Here is a 23,713-nt window from a genome sequence, read left to right as displayed (position 1 = left end):
CGGGCCGGCGGTCGACCCGGACCTCGACGTCCGCGCCGGTCACCGCCACGGCGCCGGCCCGGTCCAGCCGCAGCTCGCAGCCCGTCATGGTGATCTCCAGGCCGGCGGCCGACTCCGGGTTGCCGACCAGTCGGTTGGCGAGGCGGAGGGCCGCCGGGTCGAGCGCCCCGGACCGGGGTACGCCCAGGTGCGCCCAGCCGGGCCGCCCCTGGTCCTGGACGGTGGTCAACGCCCCGGCCCGGACCACCTCCAGGTGGCGGTCGGCCGGTCCGCCGCCCGTCGGGGCGGTGTGCCGCGCGGTCATTCGGCCACCAGCCGCACCCGGGTCCCCGGGGTGAGGCGGGCCGGCGGGTCGGCGCGCACGTCGAACAGGGACATCCCGGTGCGACCGACCAGCAGCCAGCCACCGGGGGAGGCGGCCGGATAGATCCCGGCGTACGGGCCGGCGAGCGCGACCGAGCCGGCCGGCACCCGGGGACGCGGGGTGGGCAGCCGGGGCACCGCCAGCTCGGCGGGAAGCCCGGTCAGGTACGCGAACCCGGGGGCGAAGCCGCAGAACGCCACCCGGAACCCGGTACGCCCCAACCGCGCCACCACCGCCGGCACGTCCACGCCCCAGTGGCCGGCGACGACGGGCAGGTCCTCCCCGTCGTACGTCACCGGGACCTCGACCGTGTCGACGGCGGCCGTGGTGGCGGCCGGTCGCGGGGTCCAGCCGGCGATCCGCGCGGCCGTCCCCGCCGGGTCCGGTACGCCGTCGAGCAGGACCGTGGCGGCGGCCGGCACGATCTCGACGGCGATCAGTTCGCCGCGCTCACGGCGACGCCACAGCTCGGCCCGCCACGCCTCGACCAGGGCCGTCGTCTCCCCGGTGCCGCCGGCCGGTCCTCCGGTGGCGGGCGCGGCGCAGTCGAGCAGCAGGGCGTGCGCCCCGACGGGTCGGATCCGCATCCCGCCATACTCCCCGACGCGGCCGCGGTGCCCGGGGGCCACCGACCGTTCTTCCCACGTGACGGGTTGCACTACTTGCAAGTAACCTACGCTGCCGTAACCTTATCCCGTGACCACCTCCGCCCCCCTGCGACTGAAGCCGGTCGACATCGGTAAGCCCCGGATGCGCGGCTGGCTGCACACGTACGCGTTCTTCGTCGCCCTCGTCTGCGGCATCGTGCTCTGCGCGATCGCCGCCACCCGACCCGGCTGGGCCCCCCTGGTCAGCTGCCTCATCTACAGCCTGACCATCTGCGGGCTCTTCGGCACCAGCGCCCTCTACCACCGGCGGGTCTGGTCCGAGCGCGGCTACCAGATCATGCGCCGGATGGACCACTCGATGATCTTCTTGTTCATCGCCGGCACGTACACGCCGTTCTGCGCCCTGCTGCTGGACACCCGACCGGCGGCGATCATGCTGTCGCTGGTGTGGGGCGGCGCGCTGGCCGGGGTGGCCCTCAAGATGATCTGGCCGCACGCCCCGCGTTGGGTCTCCGCACCGCTCTACCTGGCGCTCGGCTGGGTCTCGGTCGCGATGCTCCCCGACATCCTGAGCGAGGGCGGAGTCACCGCCCTGGTGCTGCTGGCGGTCGGCGGCGCGATCTACAGCGTCGGCGCGGTCTTCTACGCGCTGCGCCGGCCAAACCCCTGGCCCACGGTCTTCGGCCACCACGAGTTCTTCCACGCCTGCACGCTGGTGGCGGCGCTGAGCCACCACATCGCGATCTACTTCGCGATCTTCGCCTGAGCGCCGCCTGCCGGCACGGACGATCGCATCCCGGGATGGGCGACCACACGCTCCGGGGGCCCCGCCACGTGCGGAGCCCCCGGAGGGCGGTGGTCGGAAGGTCAGACCGTGCGACCCGGCCGACGAACCTCGCGGTACTCCTGCACGATCCGGTCGTCCTGCACCGGCACGACCCGGTCGGCGACCACCCGGTCCTCCCGGACCGGGGTGGCGACCACGGTGCGGCGGCGCGAGTTCCAGAAGTAGAGGGTGGTCAGCAGGGCCGCCACCCCGGCGAGCATCAGCACCCAGCCGACGACGCTCAGGTTGAGCCAACCAAGATCCGCCTCCACGGCGAACGCGAAGATCGCACCCAGTGCGATCAGGAAGATGCTGCCACCAATGCCCATTTCGTCGCCTCCTCGGCTGTCACCTGGCTTATTCGCCCGCCGCGGCCATCGGTGAGGTAGCGGCATCCATCGACTTACCCCGGCGCTGTGATCGCCAATCGGGCAAGCTGGGGGCATGACGGACGTTCACGCCGAGGATCGGACGCTGGTGCTGCTCCGGCACGCCAAGGCGGAGGTGCCCGGGGAGCCGCCTGACACCGACCGCCCGCTGGCCAGCCGGGGACGCGCCGACGCCGCCGCGGCCGGCGCCTGGCTGGCCCGGCACGAGTTGCTGCCGGACGTGGTCATCTGCTCGGCCGCCCGGCGCACCCGGGAGACGTGGCACGGCGTCGCGCTGGGCATGACCGGTTCACCGCCCGAGGGTGGCCCCGCGGGGCCGGCGCCCGTCGTGCGCTACGAGTCAGACGCGTACGAGGCGCATCCGGAGGACCTGCTGGCGCTGGTCAGGCAGGTCGAGCCCGATGCCCGCACGGTGCTGCTGATCGCCCACAACCCCGGAATCTCGCTGCTCTCCGCCCTGCTCGACCCGGAGCGGGCGGACCGCGACGAACTGCGCACCAGCGACATAGTCGTGCATCGTCCCACCGTCGGCTGGGCGGAACTGGACCGGGGACGGGCCGCCATCACCGCCCGGCACACCGCACGCGGCTGAGCCACCCGCCGGCGTCCGGCGGGTGGCTCAGGGCGGTGCACTTTTCGGGCTGTTCGGGGCGGCTCAGGAGGGGGGCGCCGTCGGCGGCGGCGGGTCGGGTGGCGGCGGCATCATCGCGGTGGGGTGCGAAAGCCGGTTTTCCTCCACGATGAGGGTCCGCGCCCGCTTGCGCCGGTCCTGCCAGAACCACAGCGTGGTGAGCAGTACGCCCAGCCCGGCCAGGATGAACACCCAGCCGACCGCGCGCAGGTCGATCCACCAGACGTTGGCTCTGATGGCGAAGGTCAGGATCGCGCCGATCGCGATCAGGAAGATCCCGCTACCAATGCCCATGTGCGCTGCACTCCCCCGTGCGGTGGCTCTGGGCGTTCTCTGACGTGGCCCCGCGACGGTTACCCGCCACACCGGCCGGTTACCCGGCCGCACCGACAATTCCCTACCACTCCGCCCCGCCCCTCACCCCCTCTTTCTGCCCCCTGCCGCCCGCGCTCCGACGACCCCACGGGGGCAGCAAGCTGAGCAGGCCACCCTCGGCGGTGCCCGCCGGCCGGGACCACCGAATCCCCCCCTTTGCTCTGCACCCATCCGCGCACCAGGCGTCGGCGATCCCCGGTGCGTGGATGGGTGCAGAGCAAAGGGCCGAACCAGAGCAGGTCCGACGGAGAGAAGAGAGCCGAACCAGAGCAGGTGCGAGGGAGAGCAGAGAGCCGAACCAGACGACGGCCGGCGGGCTGTTGCCCGCCGGCCGTCGTACCGGGTCACTGCCGGGTCGATGCCGGCACCGCCGCGCGTCCGGAGCGCGCGACGGCGTGGATCAGAAGGCCTCCTCCGGGAGGTCCATGATGTCCAGGTCGGCACCCTCGATGATCCGCCGGTCGGCGCCGATGCGGGGCAGCACCTCGCGGGCGAAGAAGCGGGCGGCGGCCACCTTGCCGGCGTAGAACGCCTTGTCGGCGGCGGAGACCTCGCCGGCCAGGGCATTCAGCGCCACGTCGGCCTGCTTCTGCAGCAGCCAGCCGACGACGAGGTCGCCGATGGCCAGGAGGAAGCGGCGGCTGCTCAGGCCGACCTTGTAGAGGGACCGGGCGTCGCCGCCCTGCGCCTCGGCGAGCCAGCCGGTCATCACGCCGAGGATGTTCTGGATCTCGGCGAGCGCCTTGCCGAGCGCCTGCCGCTCCTCCTTGAGCTGACCGTTGCCGGCCTCGGTGGCGATGAACTCCTGGATCTCGCCGGCGACGGCCATCAGGGCCTTGCCGTTGTCCCGGACGATCTTCCGGAAGATCAGGTCGAGGCTCTGGATCGCGGTGGTGCCCTCGTAGAGGGTGTCGATCTTGGCGTCCCGGACGTACTGCTCCAGGGGGTAGTCCTGGAGGAAGCCGGAGCCACCGTAGGTCTGCAGCGACTCGTGGCCGAGCAGCTCGTACGCCCGCTCCGAGCCGACGCCCTTGACCAGCGGGAGCAGCAGGTCGTTGACCCGCTTCGCCAGCTTCGTCGCCTTCTCGTCACCGGCCGCCTCGGCGATGGCGATCTTGTCCTGCCAGGACGCGGTGTAGCAGACCAGGGCGCGCAGGCCCTCGGCGTACGACTTCTGCAGCAGCAGCGAACGGCGCACGTCCGGGTGGTGGGTGATGGTCACCCGGGGGGCGGTCTTGTCCGACATCTGGAGCAGGTCGGCGCCCTGCACCCGGTTTTTGGCGTACTCGAGGGCGTTCAGGTAGCCCGTGGAGAGGGTGGCGATCGCCTTCGTGCCGACCATCATCCGGGCGTACTCGATGATCATGAACATCTGCCGGATGCCGTCGTGCTTCTCGCCCAGCAGCCAGCCCTTGGCCGGTACGCCGTGCTCGCCGAAGGTCACCTCGCAGGTGTTGGAGACCTTCAGGCCCATCTTGTGCTCGACGTTGGTGGCGTAGACGCCGTTGCGCTCGCCCAGCTCGCCGGTGTTCTCGTCGAAGTGGTACTTCGGCACGACGAAGAGCGACAGGCCCTTGGTGCCCGGACCGCCGACGCCCTCGACGCCGACCGGGCGGGCCAGCACGTAGTGGACGATGTTGTCGGTCAGGTCGTGCTCGCCCGAGGTGATGAAGCGCTTCACGCCCTCGATGTGCCACGAGCCGTCCGGCTGCTGGATCGCCCGGGTGCGGCCGGCGCCCACGTCCGAACCGGCGTCCGGCTCGGTGAGCACCATCGTGGAGCCCCACTGCTTGTCGATGAAGAGCTTGGCCCACTTCTTCTGCTGCTCGGTGCCCTCGACGTGCAGCACGTGCGCGAAGGACGGGCCGGAGGCGTACATCCAGACCGGCGCGTTCGAGCCGAGCACCAGCTCGGCGAGCGCCCACCAGAGGGCCCGCGGCGCGTTGGTGCCGCCCAGGGCCGGCGGGAGGTCCAGCCGCCAGAACTCGGAGTCCATGAACGCCTGGTACGACTTCTTGAACGACTCCGGCAGCGGCGCGGTGTGCGTGGCCGGGTCGAAGACCGGCGGGTTCCGGTCGCTGTCCGTGTAGCTGGCGGCCAGATCCTCGCGGGCGAGTCGGTCGACCTCGGCGAGGAAGCTGCGCGCGGTGTCGATGTCGAGGTCGGAGTACGGCTCCTGGCCGAACGCCCGGTCCGCCCCGAAGACCTCGAACAGATTGAACTCGAGGTCCCGAAGGTTGCTCTTGTAGTGGGTCATGCTCGCTGGCCCCGCTTCCGGACAGGTGTTACCGATCAGTAACCCTGACTGTATTACTCGCGGGTAGGAAGCGACAAGCCGCTTACCGAAGTGACGGCGATTACACACTTCCCGTTCAGGTTGCGGCCGACGTGCTGGCGATGGTCGGAACCGGACGCGGCACTCAACTCTCGGCCGCGCCGACCTCCCAGCTCGGCACGGCGGCGGTCACGCCGCTGCGTGGGCCGGCGTACTCCATCAGCACCAGGGCGATGTCGTCGTCGAGCCGGCCGTGCACCCACTCCACCAGGGCGGTCTCCAGCGACGCCAGCCCGTCGGCGACCGTGCCGTGGCCGAGCAGCCGCCAGGCCCGGTCGGCGGTCGGGAAGAACTCCCCGTCCCGGCGGGCCTCGCCGAGCCCGTCGGTGAAGAGCAGCAACCGGTCACCGGGCTCCAGCCGCTCGACGCGGGGGCGTACCACCGGCATGAACCCGAGCGGCGGCGCGGGGGCCGGCGGTTCGAGCGGGATCACCGCGCCCCGGCGCAGCAGCAGGGGCGGGGGGTGACCGCAGTTGACGATGGTGAGCGTGCCGCCCCGCTCCTCGACCAGCGCGGCGGTGACGAAGTCCTCGTCGCCGACGCTGCGGGCCACCGCGCGGTCCAGGTCGGTCACGATCGCCCGCAGGTCGGCCCGCTCGTAGGCCACGTGCCGGTACGAGCCGAGCACGATGCTGGCCAGCCGGACGGCGTCCAGCCCCTTGCCCCGCACGTCACCGATGATCATCCGCACGCCGTACGGGGTGTCGACCGCCTCGTACAGGTCCCCGCCGATCTCCGCCGTGGCCGTGGAGGAGATGTATCGGCCGGCCACCGCCAGCGTGCCGACCTGCGGCCCGAGCGGGCGCAGCACCGCCTGTTGGGCCACCGCCGCCAGCTTCGACAGTTCCGCGATCTGCTGCGCCTGCCGCTGCCGTACCGCCGCCGTGGCCCCCGCGATGGCGGTGCCCAGCGCGATGCCGGCGACGGCGACCGCCGTGGAGAGCGAGACGGTCTGCTCGCCCAACGCGAAGCTGGCCCCGAGCGCCGTGGCGGCGGCGCCCACCCCGAGCACGACCCGCCAGGACGCCAGCGCCGCGGCCAGGAACGGCGCGGCCACCATGAGCGCGATGTAGTTCGCTGCCCGACCGTCGGCCAACTCGACCGTGGAGACGATCGCGAGCAGGACGAGGGCCGCGCCGAGTCCGGCGCGGGATCCAGGGCTCAGCAGGCCACGGCCCGACTGAAAGGGTTGCGTGCGTACGAGGGACAGCATGCCTGATCGACGTGAACGGGTGAATGAACCTGACCCGTCGTCCGAGGAGGTTCTGGCCGGGCGGATCGCGCCGCCCGGCCGATCGCCGTCCGGCACGGGCTCAGCCCAGGACCTCGTAGCGGACCTCGACGTGACCGGCGTCGAGCGACGCGATCGCACCGAACGCGGCCCGGGACAGGTCCAGGCACCGGCCCTCGATGAACGGCCCCCGGTCGTTGATCCGCACGGTCACGGACTTGCCGTTGGCCGGGTTGGTCACCCGGACCTTCGTGTCGAACGGCAGGGTCTTGTGGGCGGCGGTCAGGGCGGACGGGTCGAAGTTCTCGCCGTTGGCGGTGAGCTGCCCCTCCGAGTAGAACGAGGCGCCGCAGGATCCGGTCTGCACGACCGGACGGGCCGTGCTGGTCTTCGTCGTCGCGGTCGGCTTCGGCGTCGCGGTCCGGGGCTTGCTCCGCGACGGTGCCTGCGTCGAGCGGCTCGCCGTCGCGCTCGCGGTCGGGCTCGACGCGGCGCTGGGGCTGCTGCTCCGGGACGCGGCGGGAGAACCGGGCGTGGCGGTCGGGACCTCGGTCGGCGTCAGGTCGACGGCGACGGGCCGCTCGGGTTCGGCGCCGGAGGTCAGCTGGACGGCCCCGACGGTGCCGCCGACCGCCAGCGCGACGCCGAGGGCGGCGGTGGCGGCGATGCCGGCGGGAGAGGAGAACCTACGGGTACGCGAGTGCCTGCCAGCCACCAGCCCGGTCCTTTCGTTATCTGAGCAAACCGGGTCGGACCGTAACGAAGGAAGCACTTCCGAAGTCAACGTGACCATGCTGTTTTAGCCGGAATTGCGGCGAAACGTGTAGCCGATCATCCGACCCCGCGTGGACCGCTCGGCCCAGCCCGATGAGCTGCGGAAACGCGCCCGGAGGCAGCGGCCGGCGGAAGCCCGGCGGCGGGTGGCGGAACCGGAGTTTCCCCCGGCCGCCACCCGGCCGTGACTAGTCGAGGTGCATCGGCTCCGGGACCGCCGGCGCGGGTCGGGTGCGCTCCATCGGCACCTTCGTGGCCAGGACCGCCGGGCCGGGCTCGAGCATCCGGTCGAAGACGTTGCGGAAGAGGGTCGACATCGCCGGATCGCTGTCGAGGGCGGCGACGAAGGAGATCGACGATGCGCTGAAGACCAGCGCGCCGTTCTGCTTCTCCATGAACACCATGGCCGCGCCGCCGCCCGGGTTCTGCCCGCGGGCGATCACCTGGCTCTCGGTCGCCTCGCCGGCAAGGCCGACCATCGCGTCGGTCTCCCAACCGCTCGCCGCGCCGTTGTAGCCGTTCCGGCCGAAGGTGCTCCCCACCGTCAGGCCCGTACCGGCGAGGAGTTCGTGGTCGCGGAGCACCTTGTACGGGGCGTACGTGCTGTGGTTGGAGTAGTTGACGCCGACCAACTGGGAGGCGGGCAGCCCCAGCGCCGAGTAGACGTCCCGCAGCCCGTCCGACCGGCGGTACGTCACGACGGTGCGGCTGGCGTCGACCTGCACCCGCTCGTACAGGCCGTTGCCACCGGCATAGATGATCCGGCCACCGCCGGCCTGGTAGTTGACCAGGTTCTGCCGCATCGCGTCGGACCAGTACTCCGGGTGGCTGGCCAGCACGAGCACCCGGTACTGGGTCAGCCACGTTCCGGAGGCGTGCAGGTCCATGTCCTCGTAGCAGTCGTACGCGAGGCCCTGCCGCGCCATCCAGCGCAGCAGCATCAGGTCCGAGAAGAGCGTGTGGTCGCGCATCGCCGGGTCGTCGACGTTCCACTCCGAGGACGGCCGGCGGGTGGTGAACGGGCGGCGGCCGGCCAGGTCCTTGCAGTACTGGCTGTGCCCGCCCCAGGTGTTGTACGCGTTGTAGGTGAAGGTGGGCAGCAGGACCGCGATCGGGTTGGTCACCTGCGCCGGGCGGACGATGAACGGCACGTACCGGCGGAGCCGGTGCGGCCCCTCCAGGCGGGCCGCGTAGAGGCCGGGCTCCCAGGTGTCGGGGATCTGGTACGTCAGGCGGTCCTGCCAGCCGCAGCCCACGGTGACGAAACCGGGCGGAAGCTGCTGGATGCCCCCGGTCACCGGGATCGGGTCCGTCACGACCGTGGGTTCTGCGGTGTTCGGCGCCAGGCGGACCAGGGACGCGGTGAGCGACGTGAAGCCCGTCGAGACGGCCACCCGGACCGTCTCCCCCTGCTTGACGCTCGGGGTGTTGGGGTAGCCCTGGAGGGCGGCCCGGCTCTGCATGGTCCAGCCGCGCCCCACCTTCGACGCCACCCCGTTGTTGGCCCAGACCGCCCGGTTGTCCGGACCCACCGAGCGGTAGTTGAGGAGGCGGTGCTGGATGAGGGTGCCGGTCTGCGTGGCGGTCGCCGGGTCCGGCGGAACGCCGTACAGGACGCCCTGGCCGGCGAACCACAGACCGTCGTTGTAGCCCATGTTGCGGTACCCGCCGCCGAGCTGGATGCCGGACCCGGACGCCCACCGCGGGCCGCCCAGGTGGCGGTACCAGTGGAGGTTGCCGTAACGGTAGGCGTAGATGACGTTGAAGTCGTCCGCCTGGAGTACGCCGTCCTGGAATCCGGTGCCGAGGTACAGCCCCGCGGCCGTCCACCTCCGCAGCGCGGGGACGTGGTGGTGCCAGTACAGCCGGCCCTTGTTGTCCTGGCCGTAGATGCTGCCGTTGAAGCCGGCCAACCGGGGGTAGCGGTCGAAGCCCCGGCCGACCTCGCCCTCGTCGACCCACGTTCCGGCGCCGGAGAGCGAGTCGGTGAGCACGTACCGGCGAAGGTGGACCGTCCCGTCGGCCCGTACGCCGTACAGGGAACCGCTGTTGCCGCCGAACACCGCCCGGTACTCGTGCCAGCCTGAGCCGATCCGCCGGCCGGATCCGCTCGCCCAGCTCGCCGTCCCGGTCTGCCACCCCAGGTGCCGGTACCACAGGAGGCTGCCGTCGGCCTGGATGGCGTAGATGACCCCGTTGCCGCCGCCGGCGAGCCGGATGAACCGCTGCTGGGGGTCGACCGTGATCGCCTCGGCCGCCCGGGCCGGCGCGGAGCCAGGCTCGATCATCAGCATCGGCGGCACAGCGGCCGCGATGATCGCCCCGTCGCGGAGCACCCGACGTCGCGAGACGCCGTCCGGATTCGCCTCAGACATGACTGCCCCCTCAGTCGCGCGGATCGTCGAGGGACCCTAGAGCGAGATGGGCTCACGCATCGACCCGCAGTGCCGGGTGGGCCGCGGAATCATCCGTCGCCCGGCAGAGTTCGGACCGAACGAGCTGTCCTGATCGGTCGATCAGCCGATGTCGGAGTTCCCGGCGACCGTCCGGCTGAGCGGCTGAGCGGCTGAGCGGCTGAGCGGCTGAGCGGCTGAGCGGCTGAGCGGCTGAGCGGCTGAGCGGCTGAGCGGCTGAGCGGCTGAGCGGCTGAGCGGCAGGATGGTGGGGTGCCCGCCGATTTGCGCGACCGCCTCATCGCCCTCTGCCGTTGGATCGACCCCGGCCCGGGCTCCACGCACCTGGTCAGTGACGTGTCGGGCTGGTGGCGGGACTCGGACGTGCTCGCCGCCCTCGGTCCGGCGCTCGTGGAGCCGTTCCGGGCCGCCCGGCCGACGGTGGTCGTCGCGCCGGCGGTCACCGGATTCCTGCTCGGGCCCCTCGCGGCGACCGCGCTCGGCGTCGGTTTCCTGCCGGCGCACAAGCCGGGCGACGGCCGTCTGCCCGCCGGTCCGCTCACCTGGGCGCAGAGCCCTCCGGACTTCCGCGGCCGGCGGGTCGATCTGGCCGTCCGGGAGCGGCACCTCGGGCGGGACGACCGGGTGCTGGTGGTGGACGACTGGGTGGCCACGGGCGCGCAGGTCCGCGCCCTCTACGACATCTGTGCGGCCCGGGGCGCGGAACCCGTCGGCACCGCGGCGGTGGTGTTGGACTGCCCGCCGGAGGTCGCCACCCGGCTGCGCGTCCGGGGTCTGGTCACTGGCGGCGACCTGACGACCTGAGCGACTGGTCGGCCGAGCCCTCGCCCCGCGACGCGCGGAAACGGACGCGGTCGGGCTCGGGGCGGAGCCGACGACCCGACGACCCGGCGCTGGCGGGGCCTCACGGAGGGTAACCTCGGCGCGGCGCCCGACCCCGCGATGCGGGACAACGCGGGCCGGGCGGCGTCCTCTACAGTGAAGCGGCGCCGCCCCGGCCGTCCTCCGGTCCCGATTCCACAGCCGCGGCGCGAATCGATCTCGAGGAGCTTCCTTGCTTCGATCCTCTTTGTCGCGCCGTTCGGCGGCGTGCGCCACCCTGCTGGCCATCGGCGTCACCACGCTGGTCGGCGGCGGGAACGCCGCGTACGCGACCCACGGCCCGAGCGGCGTCCTGACCTCGAGCAACGGCTCGTTCACCATCGCCACCACCAGTGGCGCGCCGATCGTCTCGGAAGACGGCTACACCGTCACGGACGCGGCCTGGTCGCCCGACGGCAGCCGCGCGGTCTTCATCAACAACCGGGGCGACGTCGCGACGATCGGCAAGTCCCCGTTGTTCCCGGCCTCCATCGTCTACCCGATCGACCAGAACTTCGACGAGCTCGAGCGCGCCACCCCGGAGTGGGTGGGTGACGGCTCCACCGTGATCTGGGCCGAGAAATCCGCCGGCGGTCTGTGGCGGATCCAGGAAGCCCTCGCCGGCCAGGACTGGGGGGCCGCCCAGCGCTCTCCGAACGACGGCAAGCACTACCTGGAGCCGGACACGAACGCCGACCAGCGGATCGTCGTGCAGCGGCAGAGCGACGACGGCTCTGGCGTCCCGACCGGCACGCCGGAGATCGGCTTCCTGGACGGGAACACCTTCACCCTCATCGCCACGGACGCGGCCAGCCCGACCATCTCCGCGACCGGCCAGAAGGTCGCCTTCATCCGGGGCGGTCAGGTCTGGACCGCCAGCACGGCCGGCAGAAGCGAGGTCCAGGTGACCTCCGGTGGGTCGGTCAAGTCGGACCCGGTGCTCAACGCCGACGGCACCCAGGTCGCCTTCGCGCAGGGTTCGGCCATCGCGACGGCGCCGACCACCGCCGGCGCCACCCCGACCGTCGTCAGCGGCCTCTCCGGGGTGCCGGACTACCGGCCCGTCAAGAAGGACCGCGTGGTCCGGCTCGCCGGGTCCGAGCGGTTCACCACCGCCACGGCGATCTCCCAGTCGCACTGGGCCACCGGCAGCAACGCCTCCGACCCGCGCGCCGAGGCCAGCGCGGCCGTCCTGTCCCGGTCGGACAACTTCGCCGACGCGCTCGGCGGGTCGGCCCTCGCCGCCGCCAAGAACGGGCCGCTGCTCATGACCAGGCCGGCGGGGCTGCACCCGGCAACCGCCGCCGAGCTGACCCGGGTCCTCAAGCCCGGCGACACGGTCTACCTGCTCGGCGGGACGGGCGCGCTCTCGACCGCCGTTGAGAACCAGGTGAAGGCCCTCGGCTTTGCGACCTCGCGGCTCTCCGGCGCGGACCGCTACGCCACCTCGATCTCCATCGCGAACGCCATCGACCCGACGCCCGACATGGTGCTCGCGGCGACCGGCGCCAACTTTCCGGACGCGCTCGCCGCCGGCGCCGCCGCCGGCGCGCAGAACCTGCCCGGCAAGGGTCTCTCCGCTGTCGTGGTGCTGACCAAGGGCGGCGGCCTCACCGCGGCGACGAAGGCATACCTCGACGCGCTGCCGGACACCACCGGCATCTTCAGCGTCGGTGGTGCCGCCGACCTCGCGACCCAGGCCTACCTGCCGGCGCCGCTGGTCGGTGCCGACCGCTACGAGACCGCCGCGCTGGTCGCGTGGATCTTCTTCGGCGGCTTCAACCACCTCGGCGTGGCGACGGGCGGCAACTGGCCGGACGCGCTGGCCGGTGGCGCCCTGATGGCGTCGCTCGACGCCCCGCTGGTGCTGGCTCCCGGTAACGGCGCGCAGGTCGGCGACTACCTGTGGGCGGTCGGCGACGAGCACGCCGGCTCCATCCACACCGGCATCATGTTCGGTGGTTCCGCTGTGCTGAACGACATCCAGCGGGACGGCCTCGGCCTGACCATCAGCGGTCCCGCCGGCTTCACGACCGCCGGCAACCCGACGGACGTGCTGCGCGCCGCGACCGGCGTCCAGGACGCCACCGCCAAGCGGGCGGCCACCGCCGAGGCGACCGGCGCTCCGCGTACGGTGGCGGACTTCAAGGCGGCCGCGGAGGCTGCCGCCGAGCGGTTCGCCGAGAAGCGCCGCTGACGCTGGCGTAACAGCAGCGGGGCCCGGCCGATCGGCCGGGCCCCGTCGCGTTGCCGGGGGCCGAACGTGCTCCTGCCCCCGGAGCCGGATCAGCCGGCGCCTGCTCTCCGGGCCTCAGCGCCTCCGGTCCGGTCACCGTACGGCCGCAGCGGCCCGGAGTGGGGACGGCAGCCGGTAGCCTCGGCAGGATGTGGCCTCGCATCGGTGGACTACGCACCCTCGACCTCGGCATGGCCGGGGAGATGCGGACGAACCTGAACACTCTCGTGCTCGCCGGGGTGAAGCAGGCGACCGTCGGCCTGCTCAGCGAGTACGAGCACGAGGGCGAGGAGTTGGAGCGCGTCGGGGAGCGGCTGGCGCTCGTCGACGACCACGACGGGCTGGTTGCCGTCGTCCAGGTCACCGGTGTCGAGGTGGTCCCCTTTGCCGACGTCTCCTGGGACTTCGCCCGCTCGGAGGGAGAGGGCGACCGGTCGATCGAGGAGTGGCGGGCCGGTCACCAGCGCTTCTGGGCCCGAGCCGGCACGCCCGTCGACGACGACACTCCGGTCGTGTGCGTCCGCTTCCGGCTCGTCTCGGCAGGCGACGGTGGCATCACCACCGGCGATCTGAGTACGTAGGGGCGCCGTTCACGCAATCGCGCGCCGCAGCCCGGGCAGGAGGCGCGTCGCCACGTCCACCAGGACGGCCTCGTCTCCGGCGTACCAGCTGCTGCGTCGGGGCCAGTGGGTGATCACGTCCGTGAAACCGAGCGCCGCGGCGCGGCCCACCTGCTCGGCGAAGAAGTCGGCGCTGCGCAGCGAGAACACGGGCGCGGAGTCCAGCGACAGGTACCGGTCGAGTGTGGCCGGATCACGGCCGGCCGACGCGAGCGTCTTGTCCATCCGGGCGGCCAGGTCGGCCACGCCGCTCCACCAGGCGTCCAGGTCGTCGTCGCCCAAGCCGGTGGTGACCCAGCCCTGGCCGAAGCGGGCCACCAGGCGCATCGAACGGGGACCGTTGGCGGCGACCACGAACGGCACCCGCGGGCCCTGCACGCAGCCCGGATTGTTGCGGGCGTCGACGGCGGCGAACCAGTCGCCGTGCCACGTCGTACCGTCCTCGCGCAGCACCAGGTCGAGCAGCTCGACGAATTCCGCGAACCGGTCCACCCGCTGGCGCGGCGGCAGGGTCTGCCCGCCCAGCACAGCGGAGTCGAACCCGATACCACCGGCGCCGAGGCCGAGCAGGACCCGCCCGGCGGACACGTCGTCGAGGGCGGTGACCTGGCGGGCGAAGGCGGCCGGATGCCGGAAGTTCGGCGAGGCGACCAGGGTGCCGAGGCGGATGCGGCTGGTCACGGTCGCCGCGGCGGTCAGCGTGCTCATCGAGTCGAACCACGGGCCGTCGACCAAGTCCCGCCAGCCGAGGTGGTCGTACGTCCACGCGTGGTCGAAGCCCCACTCGTCGGCCTGTCGCCAGCGACGCGCGGACTCCGACCAGCGCTGGTCCGGAAGGATCACGATGCCGATCCGCATGCCCGCCACCCTACATTCCGGCAGCGTGCGCCGGGCCCACGCACCGCGCGGCGTCTCCGGCCCGGGCGGGGCGCGCGGCAGCGCTGCCGACGCACCTTGGCGAGTCACCGTCGATCGGTGGCCCGACATGACGGATCATGCGGTCAGCCCCCGCCGGGGTGCGCCAACGGCGAAGGGCCCGGCCGAGATCGGCCGGGCCCTTCTGGAGTGGTTCGTTCAGCTCAGGGCGTCGCGGTGCTCGCGCACCGACTTGGCGGCCTCGGCCGCCTCCTGAGCGGTCCGGTGACCGCCGGTCACCGGAGCGCCTGCGGTGCGCAGGTCGGCGCCGCTGCGGGCGGTCAGCCCGACGTCGATCGGGTTGTTGACGAGGTTCGACCCGAGCGGGCCGCCGATCCAGTAACCGGCCTGGTTGCGCTGCGCGTCGTTGACCACCCCGGTGCCACCGAAGATCAGCGCGTCACGGGTGGATCCGCTCGACTCGGCGAGCAGGAACTCGGCGTCGATGCCGAGGTAGCTGGCCGTGCCCGGGGTGAGCATCAGCGGGCCGTTGAGCAGGCCCATCAGCGCGCCGCCGGCGAGCGCGTCCGGCCAGTTGCTGCCGGTGGCGAGCCCGACGTGGTTCTGCCCGCCGAAGAACACCCAGGCGGTGTAGAGCGCGGTCTCGTAGCGGGTGGCACCCGAGACCTCGATGGCGTCGGCACCGTCGTAGTTCGTCGCGGCCAGGCTGGCGCTCCCGCCGATGCCGAACAGGATGCGGTCGGCCTTCGGCAGGGTGTCCAGGAAGCTCTTGGTGCTCACCGGCATCTTCGCCCCGGCGGTGAGGACCACCACCGCCGTCTCGGTGCTGCCCGGGTAGTTGAACGAGCCGGCCGCGGCGCCGGCCGCGAGCGCGTCCGGGAAGTTGGTGCCGGTGGCCAGCAGGACCAGTTCCGGGTTCGGGTCGATCGCCTTGGCGATCTCCACGGAGGTGGCGTACCGGTCGGCGCCGGCGGCCCGCACCACGTTGTAGCCGAGCGCCCGGATCGAGTTCTCGACGCCGATGGAGAGCGCGCCGGTGCCGCCGAGCAGGTAGACCGTGCCGCCCGGGGCGAGCACCCGCTGGAGCTCCGCCTGGGTGACGGGCGTCATGGCGGTCGGCGTGGTCATCAGCAGCGGGCCACGCTTGGCGGCAGCCAGCGCCGAGCCGCTCAGCGCGTCGGCGAAGGTGTCCGACCGGGACAGCACGACCGCCTGGGCCAGCTCACGGGTGTCGCCACTGTTGGCCGCCGTCTTCCAGTGCGACTGGGAGACGGCGGTGGCGGTGGTGAACCGGCTCTCGCCGGCGAGCCGGGCGACCCGGTCCTTGTTGCGCGGCTGGTAAGCCGGAACCCCGCTGGAGCCGGAAACGCTGATCGGGCCCGTTGCCTGAGAGCCGTCGGCCAGGGCGGTCGCCACCAGGGTGCCGCCCGTGTTGAAGGCGATCGTCTTGCCGTCCGGCGACCAGACCGGGTTGTCCTTCACCGCGCTGTTGCTGGTGACGACGACCTCGTTCCCGCCGCTCAGGTCGGAGACGATGATCTGGCCGGCGCGGACGAATGCCACCTTGGTGCCGTCGGGCGACAGCGCGGGGTTGGAGCCGTCCTCGTCGACCAGCGTGATCCGCTGGTCGGCTGGCTTCGCCGGGTCGTAGAGCACCACGCTGGACGCGGTGGCGGGCTGGCCGGCGCCGTTGTCCTCGTGACGCTGGAAGACCACCTTCTGGTCACGCCCGCCGTCCGGGTTGCGGTAGTGCCGGGGGTCGTTGGCCGGGCTGAGCTGGTTACCCCAGTCGGAGAACGAGGAGCTCGGCGCGGTGCGGATCCGCCACGGCAGGCCGGACGGCTTCTCCGCCCAGATGATGCTGGAGCCGTTGCCCCGCCAGGTGGTGCTCTGCCGGACCAGGCCCGGGTCGCCGGCGATCTCCGGGAACCAGCCCTGGCCGTCCCAGCGGATGGTGCTGATGCCGCCGTCCTGGTTGATGAAGGCCGCGACGCTGCCGTCCGGCGACCAGGACGCGTCCCGCATCGTCTCGTCGAACTGATTGACCAGTGTGGTCCGGTTCGGGTCGTTGTAGAACCGGAGCGACGTGGTGCTGTTGCTGGTGGTGAGGACGTTGCCGGAGCCCGGCAGGCTGGCGCTGGCGGCGGGGGCACCCGCCACGAGCGCGGTGGAACCGACCGCGAGGGCCGAGGCGAGCGCCGCGGACCTGCGAAGGGAAGATGAAGGCAAGGGAACTCCCTGCTGATGAGGCGCGTCGTTGGAGATGGCACCCGTCCGCCGGCTGATCCGGCGCGGGGCGACGCAGATATGTGCAGAACCTTAAGAGATCTTTTAGCTCCGCGCTGCCCCGAATCGCCGATGGGTTGATGACATCTGGCTGAAAGGTGGAGCAGGTCGGCGGCCGGATGACGCACGCGCGGCTACGAAGCGTGTCGCGCCGCGTACCGCTCGGGTCAGCGCGCGCATTACGACCGCGCCGGCGCCCGTACCGTCACCGACGCCGCCGAGGCGGCCAGGTCGGCGATGCGGCGGATCGCCGAGTAGCACGGACGTGATCGACGAGGGGCCCGGCCGATTCGGCCGGGCCCCTCGTCGCGTCCTCGAACAGGCGGGGCGGACGCCGCCCACCATCGCCTACGGGCCGGAGGTGGTGTGGTAGCTGCCCAGCACCCCGGTCACTGGCTCACGTTCGCGGTGCGGAAGGCCCTGGCGGGCGCGTACCGGTGGTCCCCGGCGAAGCTGGCGATGAACATCGTCCGCCGGTACATCGGGTAGCTGACCGTCAGCTTGCCGGACGAGTCCACCGTGCCGCACTTCAGCGTGGTGCGGGCGGCACCGAAGGGGAGGGCGTACAGGCAGACCCTACGGCTGTTGTAGGTGGTGCCCAGCTGAGCGGTTACCATCGCGGAGCGGCCGTAACCGTAGATGCTCGCGTTCGTCGTGACGCGCATTGCGGTGTAGGCGCGGGAGACCTCCACGGTGATCGACCGACTCGATCCCAGGTGCGCGGCGTCGCCGGGAAGGGTCACGGTGTAGGTGTTGGGCCCGCCGACCGGCGGGGTGTCGGAGAAGGAGAACGCCCCGGTGGCGGTAGTGGTGACGTCGGGCAGTGGCTGGGTGCCGGCCAGGTCGTTCTTCACCACCCGCAGCGTCCGCGGCATGGTTGCGCCCGGGATCGTCAGCTGCCCGCTGACGGTGAGCTTCGCGGCGCGGGCGCTCGTCGGCGGCGCGGACAGCGTGAGCGAGGATGCCGCCTTCGCGAAGTCCGTCAGCAGATGCAGCCTCCGGCCCCCGTTCTGGTCGGCGGCGACGGCGTACACCGTCCTGCTGTCGGCGCTGACGGCCAGGCCCTGCCGCTCGAGGTAGCTGCCCTGCGGGAGGTCGTACCGGTGTACCAGGGTCCCGTCCGGCCGCTCGACGTAGATCGTCGACGTCGAACCGACGACGACGAAGGAGCCGTTCGGGGCGGTCGTCACGGCCTTCGGCCAGACGCCGGACGGATACCCGCCCGCCGCCGACAGGTCCGTCGTGGAGAACGCCGCGTGCCTGGTCGCGGCCACCGAACGATCGCCCAGGAAATCGCAGGCCAGGATGACCTTGCTCGCGTCGGGCGTCAGCGCAGCGTCGTTCAGGCCGGTGCAGGTGTCCCACGGCAGGGCCGCGACCTTCGACGGCGTCCCGGACGAGACGTCGTACAGGATCGGTGTGCCCGAGGTGGAGGACGATGCGGTGGACCGGTCCACCACCAGGAGCAGATCCGGGTCGCCCGGGCTGCTGCCCAGCAGCGGGGGCTCGGCGAAGGTGTCGTCGAGCGGCAGGTCCAGGGCCACGGCCGGCGTCCCTCCGCGCAGGTCGAGTGATCCCAGCTTGCCCTTGCCGAACGTGCATCCGTACCCGAAGTAGAGCTTTCCGCCGGCCGGCGTCAGCCACGTTGGACAGGTGCTGCTTCCAAGGCTGTAGCGATGTGTCTCGGTCAGCGTCGTGGTGGCGATCGCGGCGATGGCACCCGCCCTGGGAAGGGCCACGTAGAGCGTGGAACCGTCCGTGCTCAGCGCCATACCGCTGGCGTCCGGCAGGTTCCGGATCGTCGTACGCAGGCCACCGGACAGGTCCGTGACGCGCACATCCGACCGGTTCAGGCCTGGGCTGAAGAACAGCTGCCCGTGCGCCGAGTCGACGACCATCTGCCAGTGCGTATCGGTGCCGAGCCCGATGGTGCTGTCGGCGTGCGCCACGCCGAAACCCGACGGCGACGCGACGACGAACGCGGCACCGAGTGCCGCGACCACAAGGCGTGCGATCAGCTTGATCCGCACGTCCCACCCCCACCCCGTGAGCAAGATCGGCGTTTGCCAGCCGAAGGCTGAGCAAGCCTAAGGGCAGGGATGGCGCACGAGGAAGACCGGATGGATCACTGTTACTGCCCGGTATCCCGAGACAACGGCATGCCTTGAGCGCTCGGAGCGGCTCAGTTCGGCCCGCTGAAATTCAGGAGCACCCGGCGCAGGTGCTACCTAGGGTCACAGCATGAACACGACCCCGCAGATTCGGCCCATCGCCATCGCTGCCATACGACGCGGAGACGACATCCTGGTCTTCGAGGGGCACGATGCGACGAAGCAGGAGACGTACTACCGACCCTTGGGTGGCGGCATCGAGTTCGGCGAGTCGGCCGTCGAGGCGGTGCAGCGGGAGCTACGGGAAGAGCTGGACGTCGGGCTGTCCGACGTGGAGCTGCTCGGGGTCGTGGAGAACATCTTCGCGGCATTCGGCCGGGCAGGCCACGAGATCGTGTTCGTCTACTCCGCCAACCTGGCCGATCTGTCAATGTATGACCGAGATGCCGTCGGTCACATCAAGGACGAGGGCAGCCCCGTGAGCTGGCAACCGCTGAGCCGCTTCACCAGCGGCGAGGCGGTTTTGTACCCACGCGGCCTGGTCGCCCTGCTCCCAGCCGCGACGCCGACGCAGTAGCCCTTTCCCTGTTGCCGCTTGCCGGCCAGGTCGGCTGTGGAAGCCGTCGACGCTGGAAGTTGAGCGGATCTCCTCGGCGATGCCGACCATGCGCACCCGGCGGAGTAGCTGAGCGGGCATGACCTCGCCCGGCAGCTCCGGGCGAATCTGGCGACCGGACCTGGCGGCGGTCCACCTGAGTAAAGGGGTGAGGCTAGGTGCTCGGCGGCGACTCCGCCCATGGCGTGGACTGCATCTCGATTGGCTGATAGGCCAAGGCTCGGTCAACCACCTCAGCGGCCGTCAACCCGGGATCAGTCCAGAACATCAGACCGGAGATGTCCGGACAGACGAGGTCTCGCATCAGTTGGTCCAGCCAACTGTCCACCTCAGCGTCGTCCGCGTGGTCGCCGCTCATGATCCGCTCCACGAGGGCAATCGCCTCGTCTCGGGTCAGGTTCGCTGCCATCTCCATCACCTCGGACCGGACGCTAATGACAGGCCGATGGCCCGGGCAATGGCCAGAACTCGTGAACCGTCGAAGGCCCTGGCTAGGATCGCGTCCTGACCAGGGCCTTCGCATGGAGCGGGTGACGGGAGTCGAACCCGCACTGTCAGCTGGGAATACCGGCCATCTCGCCCATTCGGCTACCCGACGAATTGGTGCTAACCCGGTCTGCTCCATATCTCTGGCTACGCGCCCTTCTGGCTCATGTGTCACGATCTTGGCCATGCGTCTTCCGTTCGGCCTGCTCGTTGCATCCGTCGCGGCCGGTCTGCTCTCGGTTGCGGCGGCGTTGCTCGCCATGCCGGCCGCGTCGCTGCAGTTCGGCCTAGTCATGCTGCTCGCACTGCTCGGCTACGTCCTGGTTGACCGAGGTGTGCGCCGCGTGAGGTGGGCCGTCGCCACAGGTATCGGGCTACTTGCCGTGGTGGCGGCGATGAGACTGCTCTGGTACCAGGAGCAGGTCGATGAGGCAGGCTGGCTGGCATACGGCCAAGGAGTAACAAAGACGGCCATCTTGGCGCGTTGGCAGGAGATGATCGACCGGGAAAGGCTCGCCGCGCTGGGTTTGGCGCTTGGCGTTCTCTGTCTCGCGGCCGGCGCGTTGGCGCTACCGTCACGCGACAGGCGGCGGGGTCTGGCGACGACAGTCCTCGCACTGGTGCTATTCGCCTGGTTCGGGCTGAGCTCCGCGCGGGAGTCCGGCCGTTATCCGCTGCTCGACCTGCTCGGGACGGTGTGGCCGGCGCTGCTCGCTGCCCTCGTGACCATGGGGGCACTCGCGCTGTCAGGGTGGCGGGCCGACCGGCGTTGGCTGCTCCCGCTGGGGTTGTTCCTGCTGTCACTCGGAGCGGCTCGCGCTTACTCGGATCTCGCCGCACAGTGGTCAGGCTGGTGGCTCATGGCCAAGCCTTCCGACGGCGCCTTCCTGGCGCTAGGAGTGCGGGTGAGCACGCCAACGGAAGGCTTCCCTCAGGTGTCGTGGGCCATAGAGGCGGCAATCGCGCTCGCCGGTGCGGGACTGGTGGCCGTCGGCACATTGCGCAGTTCCCGCGAGGCTGACGCTTCATAGGTCGGGGCCGGGCACGGTAGATCTCGGGGAGCGGATCTCCTCGTCGGGCAGTCGTAGACCGTCCAGCCCCTTGTGGTGCCTGATCGAGGAGATCCCGCCTGACGTCCGTCCGCCGCTGAGCTCCGAGGGAAGGCCGGGGTTCGGGGCGGAGCCCCGAGATCGCGCCCATGTGGCATTCGGGCGTTGCCCCGCCCGGGCTAGTCATGTGCGCGTTACTCGGCTGGTGGTGCGATGAGGTAGACAACGCCGCCACCGACTACGAGTAGGCCGAAGAGCATGAACTTGATCCCAGCGATGTACCGGCCGAGGAGGAACGCGGGCTCGGACGTTCCCTGCCCGGGGTCGTCACCGGGTATCTGACTCGCCGTGCCAGCATCGCCTCGTGCGCAACGAGCAACGTTTACGAACAGGGACGCCCGAGTCACGAGCCTTCGCGGAGCGCGTACAGCTCGTCATGAGCCTGACCTCGCGCCTCAACGTGCTGCCGTTTGACGACCTCGACGCGCGCAGGACGGTGCTCACCGAGATCTTCGGCGAACCGATCCCTGACTCTTTGTCCATCCTGCCCCCGTTCTATTGCGACTACGGGCTTGGAGCATCGTTCGGAGAGCGCGTGTTCATCAATCAGGGATGCTTCTTCCTGGACTACGGGGGCATCACCATCGGTGACCGCGTCCTGATCGGTCCCCGGGTGACTCTGAGCACTGCCGGACACCCCGTCGAGCTCGACGAGCGGTACGACTTCATCACGCACGCGCCCATCGTCATCGAGGATGATGTGTGGATCGGCGCTGCAGCCACGGTCACCCCGGGAGTGACAATCGGTCGCGGCTCGGTCGTCGGCGCGGGCGCCGTGGTCGCGAAGGACGTGCCGCCGCTGAGTGTGGTGACGGCAACAAGCGTTGTCGAGCGGAAGCGTCTGAAGCCGGCGTCTACCGCAACCTCGTGAGGCCTGCGGCTCACCCGCGCACGTGGGCAGATCCGTGCGTCAAAGCTCCGCCTACCTGCCGCCAGGTCCCAGACCACCTGTCGCACACCAGGTCGCGGAGATGTGAAGCGGATCAGCCACGGTTGATGATCGAGCGGGCCAGATAGACCGGCTCGGCCAGGACCGGCCACGCGAGGTAACCACTGAGAGCGCAGACGACGATCATGATTGCGAATCCCGCCCGGACCTTGACCAACGCCGCTCGCCCACGAGCCTCACCGTTCACGGGGCTGACCTTAGGAGTTGGTGGGCTCGCTGTGAAGATCAGCAGGCGGAGAGTGCCCCCTGCTGATCGTCCCACCAGACGCTTGACATGATCGGTCTATTTGGCGGACCAAGTGAGTGGTCCGGCACCCGTACTGTGGGGCGTGTATGCACTCCGCGCAGCCGTAGTCCGGCACCGCCGGACCATTCTCGCCATCACTGTGGCCGCCTGCGTCGGCTATCCCCTAGGGCAGTGGTTCGCGGGCTCCGGCGGCGAGATCCTCGACATGCTGTTCGTCGGGCTCCTGGTTGGCTCTGTGTTCCTGGTGATGCTGTTGAGTTATGCCTGGCCGGATGAGCGGCCTGCAGTCTTCGTCGTGCTGCCGGGGGCGTCGTCCTTCAGCACGCCGCCCAGCTTCATTGCCGTTTGCGGCGCGGTTGCTCTGGCGTTGGCAGCCTCCGTGCAGATCGGCTCTGTGGTCCCATCGATCCGGGAACACAACCTGCGGCCCGTCGACGCTGTCCTGCCGGTCCTGGTCGCCGCGTTGGCAGGTATGCAGATGGTCTTAGCCTGGTGCGGGTTCCTTGTTCACCTGCGGCCTGAGGGCCTGTGGTGGCGCACACTGGCCGGGTCAGTGCGGGTGCCATGGGAGGCATTGACCCCCGGCTACCCGCAACGGCCGGCCCTGTACGCCGAGACTCTGGCCCTCACCTACGCCCGACCCGACCTGGTACGTCGTCGCGGCCTCGTGCTGCGCCCGCGACGGCTACCGATCAAGACCGTGCATGCCTGGTTCATCAGCGACGCGATCAGGTACTACCTCGCACATCCCGAACATCGCGCGGCGATCGGAAGCGAGGCCGAATACCGCCGCCTGCTAGACGCGCTGAGGGACAAACCTGCCAACCCGACCCCCCACACCCGGAGTTGACGGCACCGCCTAGTTCCGATGCCGCGGATGGGCCATGACTCGTCCCAGGCGGCCATGATCTACCAGCACGCCACCTCCGAGGCGGATCGGGCCATCGCCCAGGCGGTGAGCGACGTGGTGAAGGCGGAGCGCAAGAAGGCCAAGAAGCCGGCGGCCGGCACGTCGGGTAACCCCGAGGGCAAGGGCAAGAAGCGTGGCTAGTGGCCCGTGGATGGCCCGCCGCGTGCTCGTGGCCGGAGGAACGTCGAAGGCCCTGGCTGGGACTCGCGTCCTGACCAGGGCCTTCGAGGTGGAGCGGGTGACGGGAATCGAACCCGCACTGTCAGCTTGGGAAGCTGATGTTCTGCCATTGAACTACACCCGCAGCGGGACCACTGTACCTGAGTCACCACCCCCGTGCACCCAGGCACCCCCTCCGGCGCGCCCGCCGGCGTGACGGGCGGCGGCGATGAACGCGCACGCACGGTCATCGATGCGACGACCCCCTGTTGATCTCCGGCCCCTCTGCAAGGAAAAAGT

Annotated in this window: 22 protein-coding genes, 1 tRNA gene and 1 pseudogene; 10 read left to right on the top strand and 14 right to left on the bottom strand. The window is 70.9% G+C overall.

All coding sequences use genetic code 11. The annotated features are described in order from the left end of the window. Positions 1-304 (bottom strand): annotated as a pseudogene (locus NCC78_RS05310) (allophanate hydrolase subunit 2 family protein); the annotation flags it as partial. Beyond that, the gene (locus NCC78_RS05305; protein WP_250792033.1) at positions 301-951 is read right to left on the bottom strand and encodes a 5-oxoprolinase subunit B family protein; all 651 of its coding nucleotides are present in this window, start codon (positions 949-951) and stop codon (positions 301-303) included. The pseudogene NCC78_RS05310 and the gene NCC78_RS05305, both read right to left, overlap by 4 nt. A 109-nt stretch (positions 952-1,060) precedes the next feature. On the opposite strand from NCC78_RS05305, the gene trhA reads away from it, so the two are divergent. Further along, positions 1,061-1,738 carry a PAQR family membrane homeostasis protein TrhA gene (trhA, locus tag NCC78_RS05300; RefSeq protein ID WP_250792032.1) on the top strand — a complete coding sequence of 226 codons (678 nt, stop codon included), beginning with the start codon at positions 1,061-1,063 and terminating at the stop codon, positions 1,736-1,738. A 101-nt stretch (positions 1,739-1,839) separates the two neighbouring features. Here trhA and NCC78_RS05295 read toward each other — a convergent pair whose 3' ends face one another. After that, complete coding sequence (locus NCC78_RS05295; RefSeq protein ID WP_250792031.1) at positions 1,840-2,127, bottom strand: DUF6458 family protein; 288 nt, start codon at positions 2,125-2,127, stop codon at positions 1,840-1,842. Between the two features lie 115 nt (positions 2,128-2,242). Here NCC78_RS05295 and NCC78_RS05290 point away from each other — a divergent pair, with 115 nt between their 5' ends. Then, positions 2,243-2,779 (top strand): SixA phosphatase family protein, encoded by a 537-nt coding sequence (locus NCC78_RS05290; RefSeq protein WP_250792030.1) that lies wholly within the window; start codon positions 2,243-2,245, stop codon positions 2,777-2,779. A gap of 63 nt (positions 2,780-2,842) precedes the next feature. Here NCC78_RS05290 and NCC78_RS05285 read toward each other — a convergent pair whose 3' ends face one another. The 5 genes from NCC78_RS05285 to NCC78_RS05265 form a co-directional block, all read right to left on the bottom strand. Continuing rightward, positions 2,843-3,112 (bottom strand): DUF6458 family protein, encoded by a 270-nt coding sequence (locus NCC78_RS05285; RefSeq protein ID WP_250792029.1) that lies wholly within the window; start codon positions 3,110-3,112, stop codon positions 2,843-2,845. A 481-nt stretch (positions 3,113-3,593) separates the two neighbouring features. Beyond that, the gene (locus tag NCC78_RS05280) at positions 3,594-5,450 is read right to left on the bottom strand and encodes an acyl-CoA dehydrogenase (RefSeq protein WP_250792028.1); all 1,857 of its coding nucleotides are present in this window, start codon (positions 5,448-5,450) and stop codon (positions 3,594-3,596) included. Positions 5,451-5,613: 163 nt separating this feature from the next. Then, positions 5,614-6,741: a PP2C family protein-serine/threonine phosphatase gene (locus tag NCC78_RS05275; protein WP_250792027.1), complete on the bottom strand. Its 1,128-nt coding sequence runs from the start codon at positions 6,739-6,741 to the stop codon at positions 5,614-5,616. Positions 6,742-6,841: 100 nt separating this feature from the next. Continuing rightward, positions 6,842-7,474 carry a septal ring lytic transglycosylase RlpA family protein gene (locus tag NCC78_RS05270; protein ID WP_250792026.1) on the bottom strand — a complete coding sequence of 211 codons (633 nt, stop codon included), beginning with the start codon at positions 7,472-7,474 and terminating at the stop codon, positions 6,842-6,844. A gap of 247 nt (positions 7,475-7,721) precedes the next feature. Beyond that, on the bottom strand, positions 7,722-9,908 hold the full coding sequence (locus NCC78_RS05265; RefSeq protein ID WP_250792025.1) for a N,N-dimethylformamidase beta subunit family domain-containing protein: 2,187 nt from the start codon (positions 9,906-9,908) through the stop codon (positions 7,722-7,724). A 291-nt stretch (positions 9,909-10,199) separates the two neighbouring features. Here NCC78_RS05265 and NCC78_RS05260 point away from each other — a divergent pair, with 291 nt between their 5' ends. The 3 genes from NCC78_RS05260 to NCC78_RS05250 all read left to right on the top strand — a co-directional run bounded on the left by NCC78_RS05260 (position 10,200) and on the right by NCC78_RS05250 (position 13,625). Continuing rightward, positions 10,200-10,751: a phosphoribosyltransferase family protein gene (locus tag NCC78_RS05260; protein ID WP_250792024.1), complete on the top strand. Its 552-nt coding sequence runs from the start codon at positions 10,200-10,202 to the stop codon at positions 10,749-10,751. Positions 10,752-11,001: 250 nt separating this feature from the next. Next, the gene (locus NCC78_RS05255) at positions 11,002-13,005 is read left to right on the top strand and encodes a cell wall-binding repeat-containing protein (RefSeq protein ID WP_250792023.1); all 2,004 of its coding nucleotides are present in this window, start codon (positions 11,002-11,004) and stop codon (positions 13,003-13,005) included. Between the two features lie 188 nt (positions 13,006-13,193). Next, the gene (locus NCC78_RS05250; protein ID WP_250792022.1) at positions 13,194-13,625 is read left to right on the top strand and encodes an ASCH domain-containing protein; all 432 of its coding nucleotides are present in this window, start codon (positions 13,194-13,196) and stop codon (positions 13,623-13,625) included. 9 nt (positions 13,626-13,634) lie between these two features. On the opposite strand, the gene NCC78_RS05245 is transcribed toward NCC78_RS05250, so the two are convergent. The 3 genes from NCC78_RS05245 to NCC78_RS05235 form a co-directional block, all read right to left on the bottom strand. After that, a complete protein-coding gene (locus NCC78_RS05245) occupies positions 13,635-14,522 on the bottom strand; it encodes an LLM class flavin-dependent oxidoreductase (protein WP_250792021.1) in 888 nt (295 codons plus the stop codon). Between the two features lie 216 nt (positions 14,523-14,738). Beyond that, complete coding sequence (locus NCC78_RS05240) at positions 14,739-16,769, bottom strand: cell wall-binding repeat-containing protein (protein ID WP_250792020.1); 2,031 nt, start codon at positions 16,767-16,769, stop codon at positions 14,739-14,741. 446 nt (positions 16,770-17,215) lie between these two features. Continuing rightward, positions 17,216-18,856, bottom strand: coding sequence for a hypothetical protein (locus tag NCC78_RS05235; protein ID WP_250792019.1), 1,641 nt, complete (start codon positions 18,854-18,856; stop codon positions 17,216-17,218). A gap of 211 nt (positions 18,857-19,067) precedes the next feature. Between NCC78_RS05235 and NCC78_RS05230 the strand changes: the two genes are divergently transcribed. Next, positions 19,068-19,514 carry an NUDIX hydrolase gene (locus NCC78_RS05230; RefSeq protein WP_250792018.1) on the top strand — a complete coding sequence of 149 codons (447 nt, stop codon included), beginning with the start codon at positions 19,068-19,070 and terminating at the stop codon, positions 19,512-19,514. A gap of 193 nt (positions 19,515-19,707) precedes the next feature. Here the strand turns inward: NCC78_RS05230 and NCC78_RS05225 are convergent, their stop codons facing one another. Continuing rightward, entirely contained in the window at positions 19,708-19,962 is a 255-nt protein-coding gene (locus NCC78_RS05225) for a bacteriocin immunity protein (protein WP_250792017.1), read from the bottom strand. A 262-nt stretch (positions 19,963-20,224) separates the two neighbouring features. Between NCC78_RS05225 and NCC78_RS05220 the strand changes: the two genes are divergently transcribed. After that, positions 20,225-21,070 carry an aminopeptidase gene (locus NCC78_RS05220; protein ID WP_250792016.1) on the top strand — a complete coding sequence of 282 codons (846 nt, stop codon included), beginning with the start codon at positions 20,225-20,227 and terminating at the stop codon, positions 21,068-21,070. A 382-nt stretch (positions 21,071-21,452) separates the two neighbouring features. Further along, positions 21,453-22,019: a sugar O-acetyltransferase gene (locus NCC78_RS05215; protein WP_250792015.1), complete on the top strand. Its 567-nt coding sequence runs from the start codon at positions 21,453-21,455 to the stop codon at positions 22,017-22,019. Positions 22,020-22,131: 112 nt separating this feature from the next. Here NCC78_RS05215 and NCC78_RS05210 read toward each other — a convergent pair whose 3' ends face one another. Beyond that, entirely contained in the window at positions 22,132-22,284 is a 153-nt protein-coding gene (locus NCC78_RS05210; protein ID WP_250792014.1) for a hypothetical protein, read from the bottom strand. A gap of 199 nt (positions 22,285-22,483) precedes the next feature. On the opposite strand from NCC78_RS05210, the gene NCC78_RS05205 reads away from it, so the two are divergent. Both NCC78_RS05205 and NCC78_RS05200 read left to right on the top strand, forming a co-directional pair. Further along, positions 22,484-23,194, top strand: a complete 711-nt coding sequence (locus NCC78_RS05205) for a hypothetical protein (protein ID WP_250792013.1) — start codon at positions 22,484-22,486, stop codon at positions 23,192-23,194. 27 nt (positions 23,195-23,221) lie between these two features. Continuing rightward, on the top strand, positions 23,222-23,395 hold the full coding sequence (locus NCC78_RS05200) for a hypothetical protein (RefSeq protein ID WP_250792012.1): 174 nt from the start codon (positions 23,222-23,224) through the stop codon (positions 23,393-23,395). 89 nt (positions 23,396-23,484) lie between these two features. Here NCC78_RS05200 and NCC78_RS05195 read toward each other — a convergent pair. After that, positions 23,485-23,558 (bottom strand) — tRNA-Gly (locus NCC78_RS05195). Positions 23,559-23,713 lie beyond the last annotated feature (155 nt).

This window comes from Micromonospora phytophila (assembly GCF_023656545.1).
Lineage (GTDB): Bacteria > Actinomycetota > Actinomycetes > Mycobacteriales > Micromonosporaceae > Micromonospora > Micromonospora phytophila.
The sequence above is the reverse complement of the archived record's forward strand: the minus strand, read 5'-3'. Positions and strand labels throughout refer to the sequence as shown.

What these genes read in the sequence shown, in the direction of transcription:
- NCC78_RS05280 (WP_250792028.1), bottom strand. Translation starts at nt 5,450, where the DNA reads ATGACCCACTACAAGAGCAACCTTCGGGACCTCGAGTTCAATCTGTTC.
- NCC78_RS05285 (WP_250792029.1), bottom strand. Translation starts at nt 3,112, where the DNA reads ATGGGCATTGGTAGCGGGATCTTCCTGATCGCGATCGGCGCGATCCTG.
- NCC78_RS05225 (WP_250792017.1), bottom strand. Translation starts at nt 19,962, where the DNA reads ATGGCAGCGAACCTGACCCGAGACGAGGCGATTGCCCTCGTGGAGCGG.
- NCC78_RS05305 (WP_250792033.1), bottom strand. Translation starts at nt 951, where the DNA reads ATGCGGATCCGACCCGTCGGGGCGCACGCCCTGCTGCTCGACTGCGCC.
- NCC78_RS05200 (WP_250792012.1), top strand. Translation starts at nt 23,222, where the DNA reads ATGGGCCATGACTCGTCCCAGGCGGCCATGATCTACCAGCACGCCACC.
- NCC78_RS05290 (WP_250792030.1), top strand. Translation starts at nt 2,243, where the DNA reads ATGACGGACGTTCACGCCGAGGATCGGACGCTGGTGCTGCTCCGGCAC.
- NCC78_RS05220 (WP_250792016.1), top strand. Translation starts at nt 20,225, where the DNA reads ATGCGTCTTCCGTTCGGCCTGCTCGTTGCATCCGTCGCGGCCGGTCTG.
- NCC78_RS05275 (WP_250792027.1), bottom strand. Translation starts at nt 6,741, where the DNA reads ATGCTGTCCCTCGTACGCACGCAACCCTTTCAGTCGGGCCGTGGCCTG.
- NCC78_RS05295 (WP_250792031.1), bottom strand. Translation starts at nt 2,127, where the DNA reads ATGGGCATTGGTGGCAGCATCTTCCTGATCGCACTGGGTGCGATCTTC.
- NCC78_RS05230 (WP_250792018.1), top strand. Translation starts at nt 19,068, where the DNA reads ATGAACACGACCCCGCAGATTCGGCCCATCGCCATCGCTGCCATACGA.
- NCC78_RS05250 (WP_250792022.1), top strand. Translation starts at nt 13,194, where the DNA reads ATGTGGCCTCGCATCGGTGGACTACGCACCCTCGACCTCGGCATGGCC.
- NCC78_RS05265 (WP_250792025.1), bottom strand. Translation starts at nt 9,908, where the DNA reads ATGTCTGAGGCGAATCCGGACGGCGTCTCGCGACGTCGGGTGCTCCGC.
- NCC78_RS05245 (WP_250792021.1), bottom strand. Translation starts at nt 14,522, where the DNA reads ATGCGGATCGGCATCGTGATCCTTCCGGACCAGCGCTGGTCGGAGTCC.